General features: G+C 39.2%; 27 protein-coding genes. 5 read left to right on the top strand and 22 right to left on the bottom strand.

Features of this window, described 5'->3' with window-relative positions; genetic code table 11:
- Positions 1-55: 55 nt before the first annotated feature.
- Together FR7_RS05700 and FR7_RS05695 are read right to left on the bottom strand one after the other, a co-directional pair.
- Positions 56-742 (bottom strand): GntR family transcriptional regulator, encoded by a 687-nt coding sequence (locus FR7_RS05700; protein WP_007931511.1) that lies wholly within the window; start codon positions 740-742, stop codon positions 56-58.
- Between the two features lie 115 nt (positions 743-857).
- Entirely contained in the window at positions 858-2078 is a 1221-nt protein-coding gene (locus FR7_RS05695) for a Bcr/CflA family multidrug efflux MFS transporter (protein WP_007931512.1), read from the bottom strand.
- Between the two features lie 231 nt (positions 2079-2309).
- Here FR7_RS05695 and FR7_RS05690 point away from each other — a divergent pair, with 231 nt between their 5' ends.
- Complete coding sequence (locus tag FR7_RS05690) at positions 2310-3248, top strand: cation diffusion facilitator family transporter (RefSeq protein WP_007931514.1); 939 nt, start codon at positions 2310-2312, stop codon at positions 3246-3248.
- A 137-nt stretch (positions 3249-3385) separates the two neighbouring features.
- Complete coding sequence (locus FR7_RS05685; protein WP_007931516.1) at positions 3386-4264, top strand: hypothetical protein; 879 nt, start codon at positions 3386-3388, stop codon at positions 4262-4264.
- A gap of 140 nt (positions 4265-4404) precedes the next feature.
- Here FR7_RS05685 and FR7_RS05680 read toward each other — a convergent pair whose 3' ends face one another.
- From FR7_RS05680 to fsa, 5 genes are all read right to left on the bottom strand, one after another.
- Positions 4405-4803, bottom strand: coding sequence for a phosphoenolpyruvate-utilizing N-terminal domain-containing protein (locus tag FR7_RS05680; RefSeq protein WP_017531431.1), 399 nt, complete (start codon positions 4801-4803; stop codon positions 4405-4407).
- Positions 4793-5056 carry an HPr family phosphocarrier protein gene (locus FR7_RS05675; RefSeq protein ID WP_007931518.1) on the bottom strand — a complete coding sequence of 88 codons (264 nt, stop codon included), beginning with the start codon at positions 5054-5056 and terminating at the stop codon, positions 4793-4795. Before FR7_RS05675 ends, FR7_RS05680 begins: the two co-directional genes overlap by 11 nt.
- Positions 5056-6024, bottom strand: a complete 969-nt coding sequence (locus FR7_RS05670; RefSeq protein ID WP_007931519.1) for a transketolase family protein — start codon at positions 6022-6024, stop codon at positions 5056-5058. The genes FR7_RS05675 and FR7_RS05670 overlap by 1 nt, the downstream gene beginning before the upstream one ends.
- 2 nt (positions 6025-6026) lie before the next feature.
- A complete protein-coding gene (locus FR7_RS05665) occupies positions 6027-6857 on the bottom strand; it encodes a transketolase (RefSeq protein WP_007931520.1) in 831 nt (276 codons plus the stop codon).
- Between the two features lie 82 nt (positions 6858-6939).
- Positions 6940-7587, bottom strand: coding sequence for a fructose-6-phosphate aldolase (gene fsa, locus FR7_RS05660; RefSeq protein WP_007931521.1), 648 nt, complete (start codon positions 7585-7587; stop codon positions 6940-6942).
- A 392-nt stretch (positions 7588-7979) separates the two neighbouring features.
- On the opposite strand from fsa, the gene FR7_RS05655 reads away from it, so the two are divergent.
- Entirely contained in the window at positions 7980-8744 is a 765-nt protein-coding gene (locus FR7_RS05655) for a DeoR/GlpR family DNA-binding transcription regulator (protein WP_007931522.1), read from the top strand.
- 58 nt (positions 8745-8802) lie between these two features.
- Here FR7_RS05655 and FR7_RS05650 read toward each other — a convergent pair whose 3' ends face one another.
- Entirely contained in the window at positions 8803-9843 is a 1041-nt protein-coding gene (locus tag FR7_RS05650) for a zinc-dependent dehydrogenase (protein ID WP_007931523.1), read from the bottom strand.
- A gap of 482 nt (positions 9844-10325) precedes the next feature.
- Between FR7_RS05650 and FR7_RS05645 the strand changes: the two genes are divergently transcribed.
- On the top strand, positions 10326-10778 hold the full coding sequence (locus FR7_RS05645; protein WP_007931524.1) for an RpiB/LacA/LacB family sugar-phosphate isomerase: 453 nt from the start codon (positions 10326-10328) through the stop codon (positions 10776-10778).
- Positions 10779-10864: 86 nt separating this feature from the next.
- Positions 10865-11536, top strand: coding sequence for a transaldolase family protein (locus FR7_RS05640; RefSeq protein WP_007931526.1), 672 nt, complete (start codon positions 10865-10867; stop codon positions 11534-11536).
- A 129-nt stretch (positions 11537-11665) separates the two neighbouring features.
- On the opposite strand, the gene FR7_RS05635 is transcribed toward FR7_RS05640, so the two are convergent.
- From FR7_RS05635 to FR7_RS05570, 14 genes are all read right to left on the bottom strand, one after another.
- Positions 11666-12346 (bottom strand): HAD family hydrolase, encoded by a 681-nt coding sequence (locus FR7_RS05635; RefSeq protein WP_007931528.1) that lies wholly within the window; start codon positions 12344-12346, stop codon positions 11666-11668.
- A 212-nt stretch (positions 12347-12558) separates the two neighbouring features.
- Positions 12559-13386 carry an HAD-IIA family hydrolase gene (locus tag FR7_RS05630; protein WP_007931531.1) on the bottom strand — a complete coding sequence of 276 codons (828 nt, stop codon included), beginning with the start codon at positions 13384-13386 and terminating at the stop codon, positions 12559-12561.
- Between the two features lie 19 nt (positions 13387-13405).
- Entirely contained in the window at positions 13406-14770 is a 1365-nt protein-coding gene (locus FR7_RS05625) for a sn-glycerol-1-phosphate dehydrogenase (protein WP_007931533.1), read from the bottom strand.
- A 181-nt stretch (positions 14771-14951) separates the two neighbouring features.
- A complete protein-coding gene (locus FR7_RS05620) occupies positions 14952-15317 on the bottom strand; it encodes a PTS glucitol/sorbitol transporter subunit IIA (RefSeq protein WP_007931535.1) in 366 nt (121 codons plus the stop codon).
- Positions 15318-15387: 70 nt separating this feature from the next.
- Complete coding sequence (srlE, locus tag FR7_RS05615) at positions 15388-16359, bottom strand: PTS glucitol/sorbitol transporter subunit IIB (protein WP_007931538.1); 972 nt, start codon at positions 16357-16359, stop codon at positions 15388-15390.
- A gap of 37 nt (positions 16360-16396) precedes the next feature.
- A complete protein-coding gene (gene srlA / locus FR7_RS05610; protein WP_007931540.1) occupies positions 16397-16933 on the bottom strand; it encodes a PTS glucitol/sorbitol transporter subunit IIC in 537 nt (178 codons plus the stop codon).
- A gap of 101 nt (positions 16934-17034) precedes the next feature.
- The gene (locus FR7_RS05605) at positions 17035-17409 is read right to left on the bottom strand and encodes a transcriptional regulator GutM (protein ID WP_007931541.1); all 375 of its coding nucleotides are present in this window, start codon (positions 17407-17409) and stop codon (positions 17035-17037) included.
- 184 nt (positions 17410-17593) lie between these two features.
- Complete coding sequence (locus FR7_RS05600) at positions 17594-18556, bottom strand: sugar-binding transcriptional regulator (protein ID WP_007931542.1); 963 nt, start codon at positions 18554-18556, stop codon at positions 17594-17596.
- 193 nt (positions 18557-18749) lie between these two features.
- Positions 18750-20042, bottom strand: coding sequence for an NAD(P)H-dependent oxidoreductase (locus tag FR7_RS05595; protein ID WP_007931543.1), 1293 nt, complete (start codon positions 20040-20042; stop codon positions 18750-18752).
- Positions 20043-20308: 266 nt separating this feature from the next.
- Positions 20309-20503, bottom strand: coding sequence for a hypothetical protein (locus tag FR7_RS05590; protein ID WP_007931544.1), 195 nt, complete (start codon positions 20501-20503; stop codon positions 20309-20311).
- A 121-nt stretch (positions 20504-20624) separates the two neighbouring features.
- Complete coding sequence (locus FR7_RS05585; RefSeq protein ID WP_007931545.1) at positions 20625-21875, bottom strand: PTS galactitol transporter subunit IIC; 1251 nt, start codon at positions 21873-21875, stop codon at positions 20625-20627.
- Between the two features lie 85 nt (positions 21876-21960).
- The gene (locus tag FR7_RS05580) at positions 21961-22263 is read right to left on the bottom strand and encodes a PTS sugar transporter subunit IIB (RefSeq protein WP_007931546.1); all 303 of its coding nucleotides are present in this window, start codon (positions 22261-22263) and stop codon (positions 21961-21963) included.
- A 33-nt stretch (positions 22264-22296) separates the two neighbouring features.
- Positions 22297-22764 (bottom strand): PTS sugar transporter subunit IIA, encoded by a 468-nt coding sequence (locus FR7_RS05575; RefSeq protein WP_007931548.1) that lies wholly within the window; start codon positions 22762-22764, stop codon positions 22297-22299.
- Complete coding sequence (locus FR7_RS05570) at positions 22748-25708, bottom strand: sigma 54-interacting transcriptional regulator (protein ID WP_007931550.1); 2961 nt, start codon at positions 25706-25708, stop codon at positions 22748-22750. The genes FR7_RS05575 and FR7_RS05570 overlap by 17 nt, the downstream gene beginning before the upstream one ends.
- Between the last annotated feature and the right edge of the window lie 291 nt (positions 25709-25999).

Here is a 25999-nt window from a genome sequence, read left to right as displayed (position 1 = left end):
TCTTTCAAGTGGCTATGCCAACAGTATTTATAAAACGGTATAATGCAGGATTAGTTTATTGTTTAAAGTAATCCTTATAATCCCTCCGCAGATCCTCAATATCAAACTTCACCTTATTTAAATGAAGATCAATCGTCTTCATTCCCAGTTCTCCATCTTTTTCCTTAATAGCAAGAAGAATTTCTTTATGTTGCTTTAAGACAGGCAGAGCATCATATCCGCCAGCTATATTCAATATTCGAACTCGATTATAATGTGTATTCATCTGCTGAATCATGGACCAAATCCGTGCCTTTTTGCAGCCTACAAAGATAATTTTATGCATTTCTTCATCTAGTTCATAAAACCGCAAATAGTTTTTTTCCTTAAAGCATAATTCTTGCAAAGCAATATTGGATTGAAGTTCAAAAAGCTTATCACTTGGAAAATCAACACAAGCCATAGCCATGACTGCCTTCTCAATGGTTTCACGTAAAAACTTGGATTCTTCAACATTTTCAATATCAATAAGGGATACATATGTTCCTTTTTGTGGTAAAATATCGAGCAAATATTCCTGAGATAATTGGATAAATGCCTCTCGGACCGGAGTTCTGCTTACATTTAACAATTGCGCTATGTCTTTTTCCGATAAAGCACTGCCTGGAATTAATTTCAATTCCATTATATTAAATTTTAAAAATCGATATACATATTCTCGCGTAGATTCCCGCGGATTTTTTTCAATTATACTTACTTCCATAGTGTCCTCCAAATCCATCTTCATTGATATACTAATATATTAGTATATCAATTTTTCCTCCACATTTCCAGCTAAATATATATAACTAGTACATTACGTCATTTAAGATACTAGACTATGCACGCCTGACTAAAAAGAAATAGGATAATACTGCAGCGGTTTCAGCAACCGCAATGGTAATTCCCATAGGGATAGCAGTATGACTTCCGCTAATGCCAACAAGAGGTGCCATCAGCCCTCCAAAGACAAAAGACAACACTCCAATAAGAGCTGATGCACTGCCTGCCGCTTTTGCTTGATCCTGCATGGCTAAGGAAAAACTACTGGTGCCAACAATCCCGACACTGGAAACCACCACAAATAATGGCAGCAAGATGGAGTAAAGTCCTCCCCCAATTAGAATCATAATCAGCAGCAAAACCCCGCCTGCAAAAGAAAGAGTCAGCCCAGTAATCAAAAGTTTCTTTTCAGGAATTCGCCCTGCAAGTCGTCCTGTAATTTGTCCGGCAATAATGATGCCAATGCTGTTAATCCCAAAAAGCAAACTAAACATCTGCGGTGAAACACCAAAAATGTTTTGCAGGATAAAAGGAGAACCAGAGATATAAGCAAACATGCCAGCCATTACAAAACCTTGTGCTAGTGCATAACCCATAAAAGTTCGATTTTTTATTAATTCACGAAAAGTAAGTATCGTATTTCTTAAACCGCCCTTTGAGCGGCGGCTAAGAGGCAGCGTTTCCCGCAGACCCAAAAATACGGCAAATAACATGACCACTCCAACAGCAAACAGTACTAAAAAAATACCTCGCCAAGAGGCAACCTGCAAAACCTGCCCGCCTAATATCGGTGCCAGAATGGGGGCTACTCCATTTACTAACATTAGCAGGGAAAAAAACCTCGTCATTTCCGAACCTGAATAAAGATCCCTTACAATTGCTCGCGAGATAACAATTCCTGCTGATCCCGCTACCCCTTGAATAAAGCGCATTGTGATAAATGTCCAAATTGTAGTGGCAAACATACATAATAAGGACGAGACAACATAAATACATAATCCGATTAATAAAGGTCCCCTACGTCCAAATACATCACTGAAAGGTCCCACAAATAATTGCCCTAAGGCAATACCCAGCAGACACGATGTCAAACTCAGCTGCGCTAAAGAGGTACTGGAATTTAGCTCAGTGACCAGATTCGGCAATGCAGGCAAATACATATCAATGGATAAGGGTCCAAAAGAAGCCAATGCTCCTAAGAGAAACGCAATCCATAAGACAGAGGATTTTCCCTTATCCTTTATTATATTTTCTTGATCTTGCAAGGTACAATTCATATCATCAATCCTTTTCTAAAATATAGGTGAGCAGTATAGAAAATCTACAATAACAAAAAGCACTATTCCTCTTAACGACAAATAGTGCCCGCACTTTTACTAATGTCTAACAGCAATTTATTATCTTCTCCTTATTGTAAAGAGAAATATTATCGCCGTCAAGAAGCGTCGTCCTACTTTGTGATATAATGGAAAAATGAAAACTTTGAACGCTACACAAGGAGGCATCATATGGGGCATCATCATGGTCATAGTCATGAAGGACCTCTTCATGTAAAAAACAACCGTACTGCACTTACAATATCACTGATTATCACTGCAGGTATCATGGTTCTTGAATTCCTGGGAGGATTGTTTACAAACAGTCTTGCTTTACTCTCTGATGCCGGGCACATGCTCAGTGACACTACCTCCCTGGGATTAAGCCTGTTTGCAACTGTTCTGGCACTTAAACCGCCGTCACCCCAAAAAACCTATGGATTTTACCGTTTTGAAATACTGGCTGCTTTTTTCAATGGAGTGACTTTATTTATGATTGCCGGCTTGATTGTTTGGGAAGCCTACGGACGCTTTTTCGCACCGCCGTCAGTCAATAGTATCTACATGATCGCCATTGCTGTGATCGGCCTGCTCGCCAACTTATTAAGTGCCCTCGTATTGACGAAAAAGGGAAATATGGACAAGAGCATTAATCTCCGCAGTGCATATCTTCATGTTCTCGGCGATGCCCTTGGTTCTGTCGGGGCCATAATCGCAGGATTATTGATGTATTTTTTCTCCTGGTATACGGCTGATCCCATCATCAGCGTCATTGTTGCACTGTTAATTCTGCGAAGCGCGTGGGGTGTGATCAATGAATCGGTGAACATCCTGCTCGAAGGAACGCCTCCTACAATCAATTGGCTGGAAGTAAAAGAGTCCCTGCAGCGTATCGATGGCGTTCGTGATGTTCACGATCTGCACATCTGGACAATCACCTCCGGCCTCGACTCACTAAGCTGCCATCTGCTAATTGAAGAGAGCAAGAATGCCCAAACTATCCTGCAGGAGGCAATCAGCAGCATTCGCGACCAGTTTCAAATTCACCACACTACGATCCAAATTGAAATAGCAGACTTCAATCATGAAACATGCCTGCAAGCAGCTCTGCCCGTCCATACACGAACTTAAGGGCAGACAAAATAATAAAAAGCCTTTCAGCTATAACGCTGGAAGGCTTTTTATTATTTTTTCTTGTTTAATTTTCCATGAATTTTGACAATGACTTTTTGGAAGACTAAAAATAAAATCAAAGGAGGAGGATATGTATGGAAAGAAAATTATCTAAACGAAAAATGCTCCGTGGAAAATATAAAAAATACGCTGCCGCTTTAGCAGGTGCTGCTATTATGACAGGTGCTGCAGGTACTGCACTTCCTGCTACCACTTTTGCTGCTGAAAATCCTAATATTCATCCTATAAAAATAGAGCAAACCAAAGCAAGTGCCAGTTATGATACCAGGTATAATGATAGTTCCCACTATAACACGAGGCAGAACAACGGCTCCAGCTATGACACTCGGTATAATGGCAGTAATAACAAAAATGTTACTAGAGCAAGCAATGATGCCACTTACGCTCCCAGACATAATACCGGTGCCAGCTATGATACCAGATATAATGATAGTTCGAGATATAATACCAGATATAACAATGGTTCCAGTTATGATACCCGGTATGATAGCAGTAAAAATACGAATACTAGAGGCACTTACGCCAGCGCTAGTTATGATACTCGCTATGATGGCAATGGCAGTAAATATGATACCCGGCACAATAATAGAAATGGCTGGCATCAACACAATCGCAGCTGGCCAAGTTCTAGCGATAACCGGGCAGTATACAAAGATGGCCGTATCTATTATGGCAGTGACAGCAATCGCTATAATGGCTATTATGATTCCGGTTATTACCAAACCAGCCCTATAACCGTTGCTAAAGATTCTGCAGCCAGATACGGATTTGATGCAAACCGTGATTCTTTTTCCCTTCTTTCCCAATCAGGCAATCGGGCCACAGTTCAAGTGGTAAAACAAGATACCAATCAACGCTTTAAAATGGATCTTGTGAGAAGTCAAGGCGGTGATTGGAATATTACTGGAGTACGTGGAACAAATAATGCCAATTACGCAGCAACGTATCGTTAAGATTGGGCACTTTCCCCTTTAATAGCATAAATGTCACACAAACCAAAAATAGCTAGAAACCTTTTCAATAAGGTTTCTAGCTATTTTATTATAAAAAAACTATCTCCACTAAAATACGAATGGATTCGCGTGAAGGTAATCTAGGTCTTTGTTATTCGTAAGTGGCGCAATAAACGATTGCCAATTTCCTTAATATTTACTGCTCGTTGCCGCATATAATCATTCTCGAGGAGAACCAGCATAGAAACAATTTCGTTCACAGTATATTCCACCGCTGCTTCTGCATTTGCATGATCCTTATTGATGAAAGTCATAACAGAATCACTAAATGATCGGGAACTCACTAATTCCCTATGAACAGCTAAAACTTCAGCCTGCCCTTCTTTATCTTTTTCGTTTAATTGCTGCAAACTGATAATCTCTGCTTCCGCTGCTTGCTGTGCCGCTAAAAAGCGATTTTTTTCTTTTGCTTTTTGGCTCATAATACTTCCTGAAGAAGCTGCAGGTTCTTCTCCTTTTCCTCTGTTATTACTCTTCACCAAACTTATCATCCACGATTTTCTTCAAAGCAGCGCCTGCTTCAGCAGCATCGGGTCCATCAATTTTCAATGTGATTGTATCTCCTTGTTTTACACTTAACCCCATAAGATTAATTAGGCTTTTCCCATTAGCCTGCTTATTCTCTTTTATTATCGTAATGTTGGATTTAAAGGTAGAACATTTTTGAGCAAAAATAGCTGCTGGTCTTGCGTGCAGCCCCGCCTTATTTTTAATTTGCAAATTGAGTTCCATTACAATTCCCCTTTCTTTTCATAGGATCGTAATCTATGTTTTCTGGCAATGACTTTCTTAACAGCCAACACCACATCATCCACAGTAAGTCCGTACTTTTTTAAAAGCTCTTTTGGAATGCCTGATTCACCGAAGGTATCACGTACTCCAACACGTTCCATCGGTACAGGAAGATTCTCCACCAGCACTTCTGCTACTGCACTGGAGAGCCCCCCAATAATGCTGTGTTCTTCACAAGTAACAATAGCGCCTGTTTGCTCTGCTGCTTTTACAATCGCGTCTTTATCAATTGGTTTTATGGTATGAATATTCAATACTCTAATACTGAAACCTTCTGCTTGCAATTTTTCAGCAGCCTCTTTAGCAATATGAACCATTATTCCTGTTGCAGCAATGGTTGCATCCGTTCCTTCCACTAAGCAAACAGCTTTGCCATGCTCAAACCTATATTCTTCTGTAAATAGATCAGGTACTGCCATACGTCCTAAACGAATATACACAGGTCCATCATACTCAGCAGCGAATTGTATTGCTTGGCAGGTTTCATTCCCATCAGCCGGTACTAGCACCGTCATATTAGGAATACTGCGCATTAAAGAGATATCTTCAATCGACTGATGAGAAGCCCCATCCTCCCCTACTGTCAAACCAGCATGTGTGGCGGCAATTTTCACATTTAGCTTCGGGTAGCAAATCGAATTTCGTATTTGTTCGTAAGCACGTCCACTGGCAAACATAGCAAATGTAGAGATAAAAGGAATTTTTCCCGCTGCTGCCAAACCTGCAGCAACTCCCGCTAAATTCTGTTCTGCAATACCAACGTTAAAAAATCGTTCAGGGTAACTTTTAGCAAATATGCAGGTTTTCGTTGATTTGGATAAATCCGCATCCAACACTACAATATTAGAGCAAAGGCCACCCATTTTTTCTAATGCCTCACCGTAGGCCTCTCGTGTAGCTTTTGCCATTTCTATAGCCCTCCCCTTGACAGCTCAAATAAAAATTCTTCACATTCGCTAATGGATGGAGCTTTCCCATGCCATTCTGCTGCATTCTCCATCTTTCTGATACATTTTCCCTTAATGGTAGTAGCAATAATTGCAGTTGGCTTATCAAGAACTCCTTTGGCACTTTGAACAGCACAATGGATTTCTTCGAGATCATGACCATCGATCTCAATAACATTCCAGCCAAAAGCACTCCATTTTTCTGGAATAGGCAGAGGTGATAACACTTCGGAAATCGAACCGTCAATTTGAAGACCATTGAAATCAATAAAAATGGTAAGATTATTCAACTTATAATGAGCTGCAAACATTGCTGCTTCCCATATTTGTCCTTCTTCTAGTTCACCGTCGCCCAACAATGCAAAGACGCGATAAGCGCTGCCATCGATTTTGCCAGCTAAAGCCATTCCAGCCGCAGCACTCAATCCTTGTCCCAAAGATCCTGTAGACATATCCACGCCAGGAATTCCCTTCATATCAGGATGTCCCTGCAATCGACTATTTATTTTACGCAGCGTTAATAATTCATCGGCAGAAAAGAACCCTCTTTCAGCTAACGCAGCATATAATACGGGTGCCGCATGCCCTTTACTTAAAACAAATCGATCCCGCTTAGGATTTTTACTATTTGAAGGATCAATATTCATTTCTTTAAAATACAGATAGGTCAGAATTTCTACTGCCGACAGGGAACCACCCGGATGACCTGATTGCGCTTGTGTAATCATACGAATAATATTCTTACGTATATTCAATGTTTTCTCTGTTAAACTATTAATTAATTCAATATTCACTCTATTTACGATACCTCCCGATTGTCATTAGATAAGATACGGCCAATTAAGGCCGTATTTCACCTTTCAACCTTTTACTATATTATTTATTTTTAACTTTTTCCCAATCAGCTAAGAATTTGCTGATGCCGGCATCGGTTAAAGGATGCTTAGCCATCTGTTCAATTACACTATAAGGCATAGTACCAATATGAGCACCTGCTAAGGCTGCTTGTGTAGCATGGCGCACGGTACGAATGCTCGCAGCAATAATTTCCGTCTTAAAACCATAAATTTTAAAAATAGCAGCAATTTCTTCAACCACTTTTAAACCATCTTCATTAATATCTTCTAAGCGCCCGATAAAAGGACTTACATAGCTGGCACCTGCCGATGCAGCTAACAAGGCTTGATTGGAAGAGAAGATTAACGTAACATTTGTTTTAATACCTTTTGCTGTCAATACCTTAACAGCTTTCAGTCCTTCAATTGTCATAGGAATTTTAATAACAATATTAGGATTTAATGCAGCTAAAGGCAATGCTTCTTCCACCATTTTGTCTGCTTTCAGACTAATAACCTCAGCGCTAATAGGACCGTCAACGATCGCGCATATCTCTTGCACGACCTCTTGGAAATTACGTCCTTCTTTTGCTATCAAGGAAGGGTTGGTAGTAACTCCGCGAATAACTCCCAGATCATTTGCTTTAGCAATGTCACTAACGTTTGCAGTATCAATAAATATTTTCATCAAAATCTCCCCTTTTACATATTTTTTTCCAATCTGAGTTAAGATACACATTATAAATGATATTGTACAGCATTTCTAAATATCATGAACCACAATATTTAGCAATGCAAGTTCTTACTTATATTTTATCACTAGACTTTACTTTGTCAACTATTTTATTATCTTTTATCTTATTTTTACTATCTTTTTTCTTGCTTTTTCTTTTTATTTTTTATTATTTTTTCTTTTAATGAATCTAGTATTGATTGTTTTCTTAGTTTTTGCTATGATAACTGTAATTGTAAATATACAACTTTTAGGGAATTTACTTAACCGTAATCATTTGCCAGACTATATTTTATATACTTTGCTTATAAAGCAAGAACATGATAAACGATCAACAAGGAGAAACTATGTTTTTAATTGAAAGAAGAAAAAAAATTCTCGAATTTCTCAGTAGCCATGGAAAAGCTACAGTGAAAGAATTGTCATCATTTTCAGGTGTTACAGAGGTTACTCTGCGCAATGATCTGAAAACGATGGAAGAAGAAGGTCTTATTAAGAGGTTTCACGGTGGTGCTATTATCTCCGAACAAGTTGATCCAGAAAACTTTTTTTCGGTACGAGAGCAAAAGAATCAGAATCAAAAATCCGCCATTGCCAAAAAAGCAGCTGAATTGGTTACTAATGGTCAATGCATTCTTTTAGATGGAAGCTCTACCATACGTGAATTTGCTAAACTATTAAAAACTATGCCAGTACGCTTAACAGTAATTACAAATGGCATCTATACAGCTCTCGAATTGAGAGATAATCCCTTAATAACAGTCATTCTGCTTGGCGGAGTCATTCGGGTTGGCTCAACGGCTCTTGAGGGAACATTAGGAACCAACATCTTAACTCAGCTTAAAATTGATATCATGTTCACTTCCGCCAGCGGTTTTACGATAAAAGACGGGCTGATGGATTTCAATGTATATGAGGTAGATCTAAAAAAACGGATGGTTGAGTCTTCAGCTAAATTGGTCACTCTCATGGATTCCAGTAAATTCGACACTTCTTCTCTGGCTTCTTTTGCTGCCACTGATCAAATGGATACCCTTATCACCGACGACAGTGCACCAGCAGAAATAATTGCACAATTACGAAATATGAACATCAATGTTCTAATCGGCTAGTAAGGTCAATGAATAAAAAAATCACTGTTTGCTCTTCATCGAGCAAACAGTGATTTTTTTATAATTTTACGACAATTTTTAACCCTTCGCCCTTTTTCACCATACCGAATCCCTCAACCAACTGTTCCATTGGCAAGACATTCGTAATGATTTTCTTCCCATCCACAATTTTCTTAGCCAATAACTGATAGGCCGTCATATGCTGAGGTATGGTTGAAGCATAGGCTCCATAAACAGATATTTCTCTATAATGGACAAGATTCATATCTAAAGGATTTATAGCATGATCTTTAGGCAAACCTGCAAATAAGCTAAGTCTTCCGCCTTTTTTAAGAAGTTGCAGCCCTTGTGACTGGGCAATAGGCACTGAGCAAGCAGTAATTGCCACATCGACCCCTTTACCATTGGTAAGAGACATTACTTCTTGCATAAGATCTACACTTTTTGAATTAATAAGATAATCAGCTCCACATTTTCCCGCAAGTTCCAGCCGATCCAGTGCTACATCTGCAAGAATAATTTTTGCGGCCCCTTTTGCTTTAGCCAAGGCTACATGCATAGCACCAATTGCTCCCGCCCCAATGACCAAAACTTCATCACCAATGCCAATCTGCAAATGTTCTTGACCATTAATAACACAAGATAAAGGTTCTGTAAGAGTAGCATCCACCAGATCTGCAGTATCATCCAACTTTATCACATTTCCTCGATTTACAGCTTGTGCAGGTATTTTTATATATTCAGCAAAGCCACCATCCAGAGAATAGCCAAACAATAACACTTCTTCACAAAGATTGCTTTTGCCTTGCAAACAGTAATGACATTTGCCGCAAGTCATTTGAGGAACTACTAGCACCTTATCCCCAACTTGATAATCTTCCACTTCACTCCCGATATTTTCTATGATCCCCGTCAGCTCGTGACCTGTAATCCTTGGAGGAGTTACATTTGCCTGACCAAAGTTATAAATCCTTACATCAGTACCACAAATTGCACAATATTTTACTCGGATAAGAATATCGCCTTTGTTGATATTAGGTACTTCTCGATTCTCAAATTTTACATTTTGTGGACCATAAAATACTGCTGCTTTCATCATACTAGACATCTCCCATCCTTTATTTTTGTTTTCACCACTTTCAGCTCATTGCATTTTTTCATTGTAACGATTCTATATTTGCTTTAATTATACCACTTTTAATTTTCTTTTTGTTTCTTTTTTTCTATTTTTTACTCATTTTTACTATGTTTAATAAAAAGTATCTTATTTTTCAATATAAAATATAATCAATACCTATTGACGATTGTTTCTTTTTTTCATATAATGAACTCAAAAGCAAACAAATAATAAGTAATAGAAAGAAAAAGAAAATATTATAATCCATTAGAGTAAAATATTCCGCTAAATACCTTCCTCTTTTCAAAAAGAACTGAATACCTTTTCCAAAAGGAAAAAACAAAGTGATATACGCTAATGATTTAGATCACTTTCATAAATAAAGTCAAGAATTTTAATGAAAGGAGGCAGCTTTCTTAACAACAGTTTGAATAATAAGAAATAATTTATGAGGTGAAAAACAAATGAAAATTGCAATTGGCTGTGATAACGCCGCTTTTGAATTAAAAAATATCCTTAAAAAATATATGGAAGAGCTAGGACATGAAGTAAGAGATTTCGGAATTCCTTCTGCCGATGATGCAACCTTTTATCCTAATATTGCTGAAACAGTTGCTGAGAGCGTTAAAAAGGGTGAATCTGCTAGAGGCATGCTGCTATGTGGAACCGGTATCGGTATGTGCATTACTGCTAATAAAGTCCCTGGTATTTTTGCAGCCTTATGTCATGATACTTTTTCTGCTGAAAGATCCATTAAGAGCAACAATGCTCAAATCATTACAATGGGCGCCAGGGTCATCGGTCCCGAATTAGCTAAAGTGATCGCCAAAACCTGGCTTGCTTCTGAATTCACGCCTGGATCTTCAACGCCCAAAATTAATTTGGTAGCTGATATTGACAAGAAATATAGAGGCTAGTATTTTTTAGTGTTATAACGTTTCTAGCGAGGAGCATCAAAAGCTCCTCGTTAGTATTTTATATTATATTTCAGGAGGTATAGCTAATGAAAATCTTACTGGATACTGCCGATATTGATTTTATAAGAAAGACCAATGACACCTATGTCATTGACGGTGTTACAACTAACCCCAGTATTTTAGCGAAACAAAAGATAGACTATGTAGATGTTTTACAAGAAATTCGTTGTATTTTAAGTGATGAAAAAACATTGCATGCACAAGTGGTCAATCAAGATGCCGAAAAAATTATCGAAGAGGCAGAGTTCTTACATAATACTTTTCAAGGAAATATTTATGTAAAAATTCCCGTTATTCCTGAAGGCTACAAAGCAATAAAATACCTTACGGAACGAAACATTAAAGTCACCGCTACAGCAGTGTTCACCCCCCAGCAGGCATTAATGGCGGCTAAAGCAGGAGCCAGTTATGTTGCTCCTTATGTAAATCGAATTGATAACATTTCTGGCAACGGAGTAAACGTAGTAGCCGATATTGTTACCATCTTTCAAACGTATCATTTCCAGACCCAAGTTCTGGCAGCAAGCTTTAAAAATACGGAGCAAATTCAAAAAATCTGCTTAGCTGGAGCCCAGGCAGTAACGGTCAATGAAGATGTATTTAGCAAATTATTCTCCCACCCGCTGACAGATTGGAGTGTTAATACGTTCACGGAAGACTGGCAAAAAACTTATGGTCAAAAAATTATGAGTGATTAACAAAACATCTAACTGATTTCTCCAGAAAGATAGGAGGTATACATGCATTAGCGTGTATACCTCCTATCTTTCTAGGGATATTAAAAAGTTCTATCATCAAGTTACTTACTTTGTACCATGAGGAAGTTCCTATTCCATAGAATTCGCGGCCGATCCCCAAAATGCAATATTATAAATACCCTGCGGTCGTTTTACGACATAAGTGGCATTATGATTTCTTAACTCTCTCTCATCGCGAAACCCCCACAACACGCCGATACTATCCATACCGGCATTTTGCGCCGTAATCATATCTGTCTTAGAATCACCGACATATAATACTTCTTTGGGATCAAGCTGCATTTGCTTGGCAATTTCTAAGGCAGCTTGCGGATCGGGTTTTTTAGCAAAACCGGGACGCTCGCCATAAATAGCGCTGAAAACAATACCAGGAAACAGATACCGCAGTAGATTATTGGTATAATCATTACGCTTGTTAGAATTTACGGCTATTGGCATCCCCTTATTATTGAGCGCTTTCAGCAAAGAAACAATTCCGCCATATGGCTTTGTTTCCTTCTTGTAGTTTTCATGATACGCTTTGATAAATTTTTCTACCCCTTCCTCAATGACTGCCGGTTCTGTATCCTCTGGCATACTTTGTTCAAGCAGGTTGCGAAAACCCTTACCAATTTTGATTCGATATTCTTCTTTTGAATGCGCCGGATACCCATAGCTGGCAAGAACTTCGTTCACACTATTGGCAATATCACTCAGAGTATCCAGTAAAGTGCCGTCCAAATCAAAGATAATCCCTTTATATCTGCTCATTGATAATCACCTTTCCCCTGAATTCTGCCATGGTTTTCAATAGAGACAAATTTCCTGATACATTAAATATTATGGATTATTAACACATGAACATTCATAAAACAACAATAGCAAAGACGCAAAGGACACAAAGGAGTCTATTTTCAACTTATCTTTGTGTTCTTTGCGTACTCTGTATTTCAACGCTCCGTAAAGAAACGTATATTCATATTTTATACGTTAGCAGTTTCTTCTAATGCTTCCTTCACTTGCTTTAATGAAGGGAATACAAGAGTAGGCTTTACCTCACTCCCTGGAATGTCCACTAATTGACTTTCACCAGACAGTACTAGAATCGTTGTCACATTATTTCCTTTTCCAAGAGCAATATCTGTATATAGTCGATCTCCAACAATCGCAATCTCCTCTTCTTTGCAGCCAGTATTCTCTAATATATACTGCAGCGTATGAGCTGTAGGCTTACCAAAATACTCAGGTTTGACACCAGTAGATGCCGTAATCAATGCGCATATTGCTCCGCAGTCTGGAATATATCCGCCTTCTATCGGACAATTAAAATCAGGATTAACAGCTAAGAACCTCGCCCCATTTCGAATAAAGGTACATGCTTTCGTTAGATTATCATACGCCAGAGAAGTATCAAAGCCGACCACCACAATATCCGGATTCTCATCTACTAAAACGATCCCAGCTTCCTTAAAATCATTTTGCAGATATTCATTGCCCAGCACAAAGACAGTTTGATCTGCCGCATGTTTTTTCAGATAATTGATAATAACATGATTGGAAATAAGCATCATATCTTCTTCTACGTGGTACCCCATATTACGAATACGGTCCACATATACTTTGGTATTCTTGGAAGAGTTGTTCGTAAAAAATTTAAATTTAATTTTATTCTTTTCCAGCGTGTGCAAAAAGTCTATAGCGCCGTCTAAAATTCGTTTCCCCAAATATACAGTACCATCTAAATCCATAACGAAACATTTGATTTTTCTTAATATCTCTTGCTGCTGTGTCGTATTTATTACTGGCTCCATAAACATGACTCCTTCCTATTCAGATATATTTTTTAATATCGCTGGTGAACTCTTCTAATAGTCCCAAGTCCGATAATAAGTTAAGAATGGTATAACGAGGACGTACTTCTTTTGCTACCAAAACGCTGTCCAGCACCGTTCTTTGGTCAACACCAACTTCCTCCGGCTTAATGGGTGCTCCAGCACTCTTCATTAAGCTTTCAACTCGGTTTGCTCTTTCTGCCGCCTTGGCAATTTCAATAATCTGCGGGAAATTTTCCTTAATTACTTCAATTCTAGAAATTCTAGCTTCTATGGAATTTCTGCCATCCTTTTCGCTCATAGACAAAATGCCAGGTGCAGCCTTTCCATAAAGTTCACTTATCGATTTTCTCCACGCTTTTTCATCAAAAATACGAGCCTTGGCCACAGCTTCTTCAAAATCGACTTGCTTTTCTATTAACATTTCATACAATCTGGCTACAATAATACTAGTTAAGCCTACCTTCGTACCATGCAGCAAAGCTTCTTTACCTTCAAATAAGAACTTCATTTCCCAAAAGTGAGAAATATGATGTTCCGCCCCCGATGCCGGACGAGAATTTCCTACAAAACTCATCGCAATTCCCGTGCGAACTAAACCATCCATAACATTTTCAATTGCAATATCCTCTCGATTCTTAACACCATCAATATTATCAACACATTTTTGAATAGCATCCCTTGAAATTCTAGAAGTGACATCACAATAATACTCTTTATTTACGATGCGGCTTACCTGCCAATCGCTTAGTGCAGAATATTTTCCGATCATATCCCCAAGACCTGCTAAGATCATCCGCATGGGTGCTTTCTTTAAAATCTCAGTATCACCAATAATAACTTTAGGATAGGAAGATTCCACGCTCGTTTTTAGATTATCAATAATTAACGCGGAGCTGTCAGAAGCATATCCATCCATAGAAGGTGCAGTCGCTACCACGATAGATGGGATATTGGTTCTGCGGCTGATGAATTTTACAATATCATTCAACGTTCCCGCTCCCACCGTAACAATAAGATCTGTATTTTTTTCGACTTGCAGCAGCAATTTTCCAACAGCCTCTTCATCTGGCACTAAATCTCGAGTCACTTTATACACATACGACTTATAAGCCAAATGATGTTCTGCCAGCAATGAAGCTACTTTCTTGCCAGCTACTTCGTAAGTATTTGTATCTGCAACAAGCAACACTTTTTTCGCACCTAACGTTCTTACTACATCAGGCACTTGATTAAGAGCGTCCTTTCCAATAATCACTTTATCAATATTGATACTATGTGGTTTTCCACATTGGCATTCCAATTTGGCGTTTAAAAAATCATTACTTTCTAATCTGCCGATCGTATCTAATGTCAATTTCATTGCCATCACATCCTATTTCATATTTTTATAAAGAAGACTTATTTTTTTTGATTTTTCTAATTCCTATTTATTTCTTAAGGTTATAAACCGTATTTTACGAATCTTGCTACGGACTAGCACATCGTGTTAAAAAAATTGCTATTTGTTCTTTAAGGAGACAAATAGCAATTTTCTTACCTTTTTAATTGCCTTCGATTCGAATAATATCATTCAGAGAGATCTCTGGATGACCTTCGCCCCTTAATTCAATCTGCCCTGGCAGTTCGACTGTATTGCTGCCAGTGAATTTAAATGTGCAGTGTCCCAATTCCTCTAGCGTTTTAAGTGCCTCATCCCCGATAGCCGTAATCGTATACTGTGCTTTTCCAAAGGTTACTCTATCGCCAACTTGAATTGGTCTTTTAATTTCTCCCGTTGTATGCATAATCGAAATTTCTTCTAAACCATCTAAAGGACATGTATCGAAAATAATAAGATCTCCAGTAGATTCCATTAATTCGGTAGCCATATCTCCTATGCTCGTCACTACAACTTCATATTTCATCATTCACTTCCCTCTCATTTCATAATGTGTATCCTCGGGAAACAACCATAAGAGAAGCTATATTTCTCTGCGTTTAGCTAAATAATCCTACGCCCATGAAATAAGCAATCACTACTGATAAAGGACCTGTCACCAATCTTGACATGAGGATAACAGGCACGCCAAGTTCAATGGTTTCTGGTTCTGCCTCACCCAAGCTCAAGCCCACTGGCAAGAAGTCGCAGCCAACCTGGGGATTGATCGCAAATAAGGCTGGAAGAGCAAACTGCGGAGGAATATGACCTGCACCAATTTCAACACCAATCAAAACACCCACTACCTGAGCAATAACTGCACCTGGTCCTAACATTGGCGACAGCACTGGCAGGGAACATATTACGGATATAATCAATAATCCAGGAAGGCTCCCAGCGTAAGGAGAAACGACATTTGCAACAATATTTCCCAGACCAGACTGCAAAATGATACCAATAATCATACTTACGAAAGCCATAAAGGGCAGTATGCTGGTCATAACTGTATTAATTGTATGACGCCCGGATTGAAAGAAAATCCCCACTACGCCACCAACAGCTTTACCAAATCGAGCCAGGATATTTCCCTTTTCTGCCGGAGCTGCCTGCGCTCTTTGCTGCGTAGCTGCTGGCGCGATTGAAGGTTCAGGAGGAGTATATTCCCCTTCAAATAAAGTTAGGCTTGATTCCTTGACACCAGATACATAAATGTCTTCTGTAATAAATTGAGCCAGGGGTCCGGACTTTCCTACAGGCAATACATTCACAGTGTAAATTCTTTTCTTCGGATACACACCGCAGCGCGCAGTACCGCCGCAATCGACAACAGCTACAGCAATTTGATCATCAGGAACCCCTGTTTTGAAACCGTTTACCAGCTCTGCGCCCAGCATCTCTGCAAGTTTAACTGCAACAGGATGTATATCACCACCGGTAATACATACTACTTTATTTCTTGTTTCTGTGGTTCTTATAATCAAAGGACCACCAAAGCCACCTGGACCTTTCTCAATTCGAACAGCATTACTCATAACAATCCCGCCTCCTATATCATTACTCTTCGTCCACTTATGCCCCTAATGACTGATTATTTTTGCGATTCATCATATAAATGGTCATTCTTTCCGTTAAAATACCTCTAATTAAGATTACAATCACACCGGTAATAAAATAGCGGACTGCCAACTCACCTAATGGAAGACCCAAAGCTGTGATACCGCTGGAAATACCTACCCATACAAATAATTCAGCAGCATTAGCATGGGGGAACAAACCAGTAATCGGATGTACAAAAGATATGGACGCATCCATGAAAGCAGGTTTATACTTTTCTGGCAAAAACCTACCAAAACTGTAGCAAATTGGATTCGTTAGAAAAAATACAGCCATAATGGGAAATATTGTGTAACGTAAAATAATATTTTTCGTGGCAGCCTTGGCAATCTTATTGACTCGTTCTTCACCAATTAAACCAATCAATGAATTTACCGCTGTAATCAGGACAATCAGTGTCGGAAGAATCCCCGTAACTAAGCCTACAAAGACTTCTCCACCTTTTTGAAATAGTGCAATGAAACTTTGAGCTAAGTGAGCTAATACCAGCATGAATTTTTACCTCCCTTTACTTTTTCCTCGTACAATTTTCCCCATCTAAACGATTAATCTAACGCCCCCTTCCTTTCTATGGCTTCATATAGGCAAATCAATTACATAGCCTCAAGCTTTACTAATTGATTTTCAATCTGCTTTAGTGCATCCAGCGTTGCTGTATCTTTACTACTTTCTCTTTGCATTCTTTCTTTTAATTCCCCGACATTGAATCCATTAAGATCTTTAAGATTCTTGAATCTGGCTAAGATACTAAACCCTTGCATCATTCGGCCTTCTATAATGTCTCCGAATTCATTGCTGACAAGAATAACAATTGTCCCGGCAGACAGCTTCCTTTTTTTAGACCCGATGCCAATAACGCCTTTCTTTCTTAGTTCATCAACATTACTTCGAAAATCTTTTACTTGAAAATACGTTAAAATCATTTGCAGGACATAAAACAAGAAGGCAACCAGTAGTAATTTCTCCATGCTTTTCCTCCTCTTACTCATTAAACGATTGTAGTCTGGTTTTACTTGTTGGATAATTCGAACTTTTCAAATAATAATTCAAGGGAAAATAGAATTTCATCATCAAAATGATTTCTTTATTAACTTAAATTCTTCTGTTAGTCCACTTGAAAAATGATGAAAATTCTCCCCCGTTTTGTCCTTCTTATTTATTATTTTTATAATTATTAATAGCCACTGCATTACTATAGTTCGTAATTAAAACATCGATAATTTTACTATTTAAAGCACCAACAATCGCATTCACTTTTTTCTCGCCACAAGCTACACCAATCACTGTATCAATTTCTTTCAAATCCGTTAAATTAATTCCTACCACCCGCTTGTTAAAGTCAAATTGATCTGCATTGCCATTTATATCATAAAATTGCAGGCAAATATCTCCTACTACACCTAACTTGGCGAATTCTTTCGTATCATCTTCATTAAAATATCCTGAAGTCATCATAGTTGAACCCATGTCTGTGGGCGAACCAATTCCTACAATGCCGATATTACATAATTTAGAATGATCAATAACCTCTTTAATGCTCTGCTCCTTCAGCATTTCTTTTTTTATATTCTCGTTACTGACTACAGCAGGTGCATGCAGCAATTTAAAATTTCCACCAAAAGCTTGTGCAAATCCCATAACAATATCATTGGGATGAATATCAATTTCAGACTGCCCTAACCCTCCAATCAAAGGAATGAAGGTTAATTTGCGTTTTTCGTTATTATTGATATGTTCTGCAATTGCCTTAAGAGTGGTTCCCATTGAAATTCCAAGGGTATCGCCATCTTTTACAATCCTTCGCAAATATTTGGCAGCAGCTTTTGCCAGCTGTCTTTTTTGCATTACTTCATCAGCCTCATCTTCAATGATGAGCACTTCTCTAATCTGAAACCTCTTTTCAGTTCGTCTCTCTAGTTCCTCAAAATCACGTTCAAAAGGGTTAATGATCTCAATCTTTACAATACCTAAATCTCGCCCCTCTTTTAATAATCTTGAAATAGTAGGCCTTGAAACTCCCAAGATCTTACTAATTTCATTTTGCGTATGGTACTCTTCATAATACAATTTACAACATTTTACAATTAAGCGACTATCATCTACTATCTTTTGCATATTTGCTCCCCCCAACGATGTTGTTAGTATACTGTTTATCCAGTTCACAAAAATAATATAGTATTAGCCACAAATTGACAATAAAAACTTCTTCAATCCTTGGATAAGCTAATGATAATTGATACTAACGAATATTTTTTTCAGGAGAGCATTACCGTATATATTAAAAATAAATCAACAATGGATGAATTTCTTACGCAAATAATTTATCTTGAAGCCTTCTCATTTGGAGAATGAAAGAATCCTCGCGCAGCTGCACCATGTCATAGGTAATAAGATCGCCTTTCTTAACATCTTGTTTTAAGATTGTATCTTTGTTGACTAGACCGACAGGCAGAGCGTTCATTTCTTTGGCTATTTCATATCTTTCAATCGTTCCATAGACTGTATATCCACCAATACCATCTAAGTGATCACCTGCCTTTAGATCCTTTTTAGCAACGGTTATCACTTCTGATACCAAACCTCCCATTGGCGCAATTGTGGCTTGATGATCCAATACAGCTTTGGCTGCTGACAAAGGAGTTTCTAAGCTGCACAAATGATAGGGACGATACAATATATAGTTAGGTCCTTTCCCCATACTTACATATTCCATTTCTGCTCTTACTTCAGGCAGTTTACTTGTCACAATTACAAATACTCCAGGAGCAATGCCATTCACGAAATCTACAACGCCATATTGATTTAATACTCCATTTTCTTCTTTTAAGCTAAGCAATTGCGGCAGATCTTTTACCTCACCACTGATGCCATGCCCCCCTCTTACATCACAAATGTAACCCGTAGCATTAGACATACATGCCAGCTCAACCATTGTTTTCGTTCCTTCTTTAAATGATGCCAGCATGTGAGGACTAACACCCCTTCTAGTAGCTTCTTCCAAAACAGTATCTGGGTTACAATCAAAATCCAGCACGTTATTTTTACCTTTTCCGATCACTCTAACCTCAAAACCTGACGCTACGGCAAAGTCATATAATTCTTTCACTGCCCCTGGCTCATCTCCAGCAGCCCCTGTATAAATAACACCCGCCGCATCAGCGAACTTCTTTAGGATGGGTCCAATCACAACATCTGCTTCTGCATTCAGCATTACAATATGCTTCTTGCCAAGTATCGTATCTAAAGCAATTTTTGCTCCTACTTCTGTCACTCCTGTTGCATCAATAACAACTTGAATCAATTCCGATTTGGTGGCAGCATCACTATGATCCGCAATAACAGACTTACCATCTTTAATAAACGCATCTGCTTCGGCAGCGGTCTTAGCATATTTAATATTTCCTTCATCAATTCCTGCATGCAAAAATGCTTTTTTTGCATTCTCTATATTAATATCCACAACGACTGCCGGCGTCATGCCCTTCATCAATGTCATCTGGCTGATCATACCTTTTCCCATCTGACCGGCTCCAATGATACCTGTCAATATATTCTTACCGTTCTTTTCTAGTTCTTCTAATTTGTAATTTAATCCCAGCATTCACTCGTCCTCCTGATTTATTTATTCACAATAATCTTCTCACTTTTACATTTGTTCAGTGCCTTTACCTATGTTTACACTTAGTATACTTTCATTTTTTAGAATAGTCAATTATTTTTTATTTCTTTTTTATTGTTTTTTATTTATTGTTTTTTTTATCAAAATAACAATAATATCTCTATTGTAAAGAAAAAACCAATCAAATTCTAAAAAATTTGATTGGTCTACAATATTTTCATTTAGCAGAATAACGAGTCTTTTATGGATTAAATTCGACTGAAGAATGTCTCTTTTTGCTTCTCTTTCGGCCTGATACGTTTCCAGTATTTCTGCTTATACACCCGCCAGGTAAGTCCTCCGGCAACAACGACACTATTAAGGACATCCTGGTGGGCAATATATGAATCTACCACGCTGCAGATATAAGGTCCAGCCATGGCTCTCATCATTTCATAAACCATAAGTTACCTCCTTCATTCAATGCTGCCCGGAAAGTTTATCAAGATTCTTGCAGCATCCAACCAAAACGATTGGACTGTAACGCCGACGAGTATAGCCTTACGATATATAGGCAATTTAAAATTAATGGAAAATTTCAACGATTTTAAATATAATATAAGGAATCAGATGGGCCCCCCCATCGAGAGAAGAAATGGCAGCGGTACCTTCAGGGAATGGGAAGTTTACTTGTTTTGCCATTAAGGTAGTTACTAGTGCCAAATCGGTTGCTATGTATAATATACCAACCATAAAAATTGTACTAATAATGAGGCCCCTAAATACATTTCCTTTTGAAGGGGCTACAGCCCAAAGCAAGCAGAAGGGTAACCCAGCCAAGTCGGTAAATGGTAAGATTCTGTTACCTGGGAGAACAGCAGCCAACAGCAGGGTAATCGGAATCATCAAAATGCAAACAGCCATTACCGAAGGGTGACCAATAACAACAGCAGCATCCAAGCCGATAAATACTTCTTTGCCAGGAAACCGATTACTGAGATATTCACGCCCGCTTTCAGACAAAGGTAATAGACCTTCCATTAAAATACGAACCATTCGCGGCATCAGGAAAAGTACAGCTGCCATATTCACGCTTAACTTAACAACACCTTCGACAGTATATCCTGCCAAGACGCCAATAAATGCACCAAGAACCAAACCAATTAACATAGGCTCTCCAAAAACGCCAAACCGTTCTTGAATCTTTTCCGGATTAATATCAATCTTATTGATACCGGGAATTTTATCGATTACTTTATTTAACAATATTCCAAGAGGAGCCCAGGATATGGACTCAGTATGTGGTAATGATATGCCGGGCATATCAAAGACTTTTGCCACATACGGCTGCGTCCAGTCAGCCAGTTTAAGGACAATGACAATGGTAATGCCGGATGCAATAATGCCCAAAATAGCACTGTTGGTCAGATACATAATCAACGCACCAGAAAAGATAAAATGCCAGTAATTCCATAAATCAATATCCATCGTTTTGGTCCAGTTCATAGACAACATCAAAACATTAATGAACAGACCCATAATAAAAACGGCTGGAACAATGGGTGTGCCAAAGCTGATCGCCGCCGCGATCGGCCAGCCGACATCCATTACATCAAGGTGCAACCCCCAGTTTGTAACCATAGCCTGGGTTGCTGGCGATAAATTGCTGGTCAGCATACTTATAACCAGGAATATTCCGGCAAACCCCATTCCGATCGTTAAACCGGAACGAAAAGCCCTAGGAAATCCCTGCCGAAAAAGCAATCCTAAAAGCATGATAATGATCGGCATCATGACAGTAGGTCCCAGATCAAGAATAAAATTTATTATTTGCACAAAACTTTCCTCCCCATATTTTTTTGTTTTATAATCTATAAGGTTCTGCAAAAATCACATCCTAAGAGTTTAGAGTAGTGAGATACTACTCTAAACTCTGCAAATAAGCAGCAATCTCATCAGCTAACTTATCCATACCCACGCCCGTCAAAAACGGTAATCCGCTAAATTTCTTGGTGCCATGCAATGCGCTATCGTTAACCAGGGTCGTTGCGACTACCACATGGGGAGAATATACCGGGATTTTCCCAGACGCTTCTACCGCTTTGCATTCAACTACTTCTACCTTCAAACCACGTTTAGTCAAATATTGTTTGCATTTTTCTGCAGCAACGGTTGAAGTAGCAATCCCTGTACCACAAATGGTAAGTATGCGAAATGTTTTCATGTTTTCCACCTCCTCCACCCATTTTCAAACAATCTAAAAGTGAATTTTATCCTTCAGCAGCCGGCCAATATCTGTTACCGATTGTGCTATGCACAGTTTCTTCAACAAGTACTGATCCTGAATGATCTGCATCAATTCAGACAATAATTTCACTTGATTGTCACAATTATTCATCGCCAGCATAAACATAATTTTTACATGTATTGCATCCTCAATGTCACCCATGTTTTGAAACTCGACAGGTGTTTTAAGAATTCCGACGGCAATCATCGGAGCGATGACATGACATATGTCAGTATGTGGAATTGCCACTCCATTCTCTCCTGTTGGCAAACCGGTAGGAAAAGTGCGCTCACGCCGGATAATAGCCTCGCTGTAGGTATCGCGGACATATCCCGCGTCGTGCAGCATTTGTGCCATGTGCCGCAATGCATCCTCTCTGTCACTGACTTCCAAGCCAACGGCTATCACTTTCTCGTCAAATTCAAAACATTTGTCCATCTGTAATCACCCTCATAAATTGTTCTATATTTTTCGATTGCTTCATTTTCATCAGCTGCTCGCGGTCATTCAACAAAGAATATAATTTTTTAAATTCATTTTTTTGATAATTGTTGAGAGCCAGCATAAATACAATCTCTACTTGATACCCATCAACCCACTCTATCGGCTCTTGAAGCGTCATCACTGCAATAGCTGGCCTCAGGATGTATTCCGGACTGCCGTGGGGCAATGCCACATCCTGAAATAAGGTTTGAGCCAATGCTTCACGCTCATAAATGGATACGATGTACTGTTCCCGTACATGCCCCTGACTAACTAATGTCTGAGCCAATGTATTCAAAACTTCATTTTTGTTTTTATGGGAGCAGTTCAGCAATACGAGTTCCGGTCGGATTAATCCATTTTGAGAGTACCCTCCAGCCGCAGAATGAATCGATCCTGCTTTATTTAAGCTGCCGCGCAATTGTATAATTCTCTTTAATTTTTCCAAACCGTTCCCTTTTACCATCTCTTTGGCGGTAATAAACGGAATGCCGGGTATCACCGTCCCCAAGGTTCCTATCACAGCAAGAAGATTATAATTCTGCCCGATTTGCCTTAAACGAGTCTGAAGGTCTTCTTCCACTAAAGCCCCCATAGGAATGATCTCTATCTGTTTCAAACATTGCGGCATGTATTCGGCAATCATTTTTGCCATCCACTCTGCCGCTCCCTGACCAGTAAGGCAAATGGTTACAATTGCATCCGTCAAATTATGAACCGTGCTTAAATGGCATACATCCGTTTCATAGTTCGAATTGTCCCAGTGCAGCGCGTTAGCAATTTCCTCAATATCCGCATCCGGAGCCAATGCCTTGCGTACCGCTTCAATCACCATCGGTGTATTGACCCTAGTTACCATGCGGGTTACTATACCGGTGCTATCGGTAATCAGCTTACCGAAACCCACCAAAGACCCCATATCCACTAACATTAGAACCCCTTTGCCGTTGTCCGCCTGCCGCACGATATGCATAGCCCGCTGCAGTGCATCTTCGGATCTCTCCTCTAATGGCATTTCCAAGGCTTTAGCATAATCAACGCCGAGCAGTCGATTGGCGACCTGTACCATTCCTTCGGCCACCCGTCCGTGAGTGAGTACCACAACTCCCACATGGACTTCATTTAGATGATCTTTTTTAGCATAAGATTTTAAGTACATAGCAATAAAAGCAATCTCATCTTCCGGCAAGTCTGTTCCAAGATAATAAGAGGCTATTTGTGCCATTCTCCCTGCCAGTTCGTACTCTGCCGGATATTCGGTCTGCATCTTCTGAAATTGAGGATTGACAATCAGCTTGTTATTCATCCGGATGCGTTCATAAGAGGCCGCTAAATGGGTAGCCAAACAATATAACAAACTATCATCAATATCTGGCAGCCGAGTTCTAGCCAGCTTTATCATTCGATCAACGGCATTGACGAGTTTTTCGCCCACAATTTTTTCTAAATCCTGCCGAATCAGGTTTTGCTTATTGCCTTGCGCCTGCTTAATCAGCTGCCGTACCTTAGCCTCAAGTTCATCACTGATGACACGATTGATAATCGCAAGGTCGATTCCCTGATTCTCCATTTTAATATAATTGTCTTCAATTTCCTGATATACTTCATTCGGCAATAAATACGTGGGTTCCACTAATGGTGCCCTTTGTTCATCAGTCGGGGAGATCTCCAGATCCCCCTGCAGAATTTTTTCTATGATAGGACGCTGCTCATTTAAAAGCAGCAAACCTTTAACAACCTGATGGGTTAAATCATTAATTTCGATCTTTAATATTTTTTCTTTTTGTGCCATATTCTTCAGAAAAGCCCGGGCACAGGCAACCTGTATATCTGACCGCAACTGACCAATATTGCCATGACATTCATACATAAGTAAGGCAACCACTGCGTTATACGAAACCCTCATTGTCAATTTAATACGGCTGACTTCCTCCCGAATAAAACTTACAATGATTTGAAACCGTTCTTCCAAAGGACGCTGGGCAATGGTTGGCAGCTCAATCACCATTGGAATGCGACGGCGGAAAGGCAGCAGCAGAAAGGACTCGATATTTTCTGTCGTCGCAGCAATCAGCATCAAACTTACATTACGGAAGGTATCACTTTCCCCCAGCCGCCGGAACTTTCCTTTATCAATTAGGTAATAAAGAATTTCTTGTCCTTCCGGCGGCAGCCTGTGAATTTCATCTAAAAATAAAATCCCTTGATTGGCTTTTTCCACTAATCCTTCTTTATCCACTTCCGCACCGGTGAAAGCACCTTTAACATAACCAAATAATTGAGCCAGTAATAACTGGGGCGTCTCTGCATAATCAGCGCAGTTAAAAACCACAAAAGGAGTATCACTTGGTTTCGTACCAGACTCCAAAGCAAAACGGTGCATACAATAAGCCAATTCACTTTTTCCAACACCAGTTGCCCCAGCAATTAAGGTATGCAGCCCCTTATGTGGATAAAAAACGGCCGCCTTAGCCAGCTCTACTTGCGTCCGCAAACTGCCTTGCGCCCCGATTAAAGCGTCAAAAGCAGTTTGCGTTTGTATCACCGGCGGATCATTGACCTCACTACTGTTAGGCGATTCTGGTTTTGCTGCGGAAAAGGCACCTTGTATTTTCATCTGCTGATATAAGTCACTAACCATATGCCTGGAGACACCAAAACCGTTTTCATTTAACTTTTGGGTCAATGCCCTTTCCGACAAATTAGGATACTTGTTTAATAAAACATGAATCTCTTTTTCCAGTAGTTCTCTCATTCTCTGTCTTGAGTTTCCGATGCCCAGTGATCGCCTGAGCTTGGCTACATCACTCCTTCCCATCCCTAATTGTGCAGCAATTTCTTCATCTGTCAGAGGATTCTTTTTGTTTTCCTGATTAATAATCTTTAATAACTGTCGCATTTATTTACCCCACCTTCGCCTATAAGATGCAAGTTATGTACCAATTACTGCCACGTTTTGTGCTCTGTTCCCTGGAAGAGTTGATTCTTCTCCACTTTTATCGATCGAAAATATTTTCCAGCAGAACAAATCCAACCAAATTCCCAAATGCCTGGTCCAATCATGCACACATTGTACCAGGCTCTATTGCCAACGCCAGCATTTAGACAATTGATTTTTTCATAAGATCTGCTATAATAAACCCGATGGATCGCATCCTGTCAAGCTGTCGCTTTTTACTCCACCTAGTAA

This window comes from Pelosinus fermentans DSM 17108 (genome assembly GCF_000271485.2).
Taxonomy (GTDB): Bacteria; Bacillota; Negativicutes; order DSM-13327; family DSM-13327; genus Pelosinus; species Pelosinus fermentans.
Note: the sequence above shows the minus strand (reverse complement) of the source record. Positions and strands in the feature narration are given on the sequence as shown.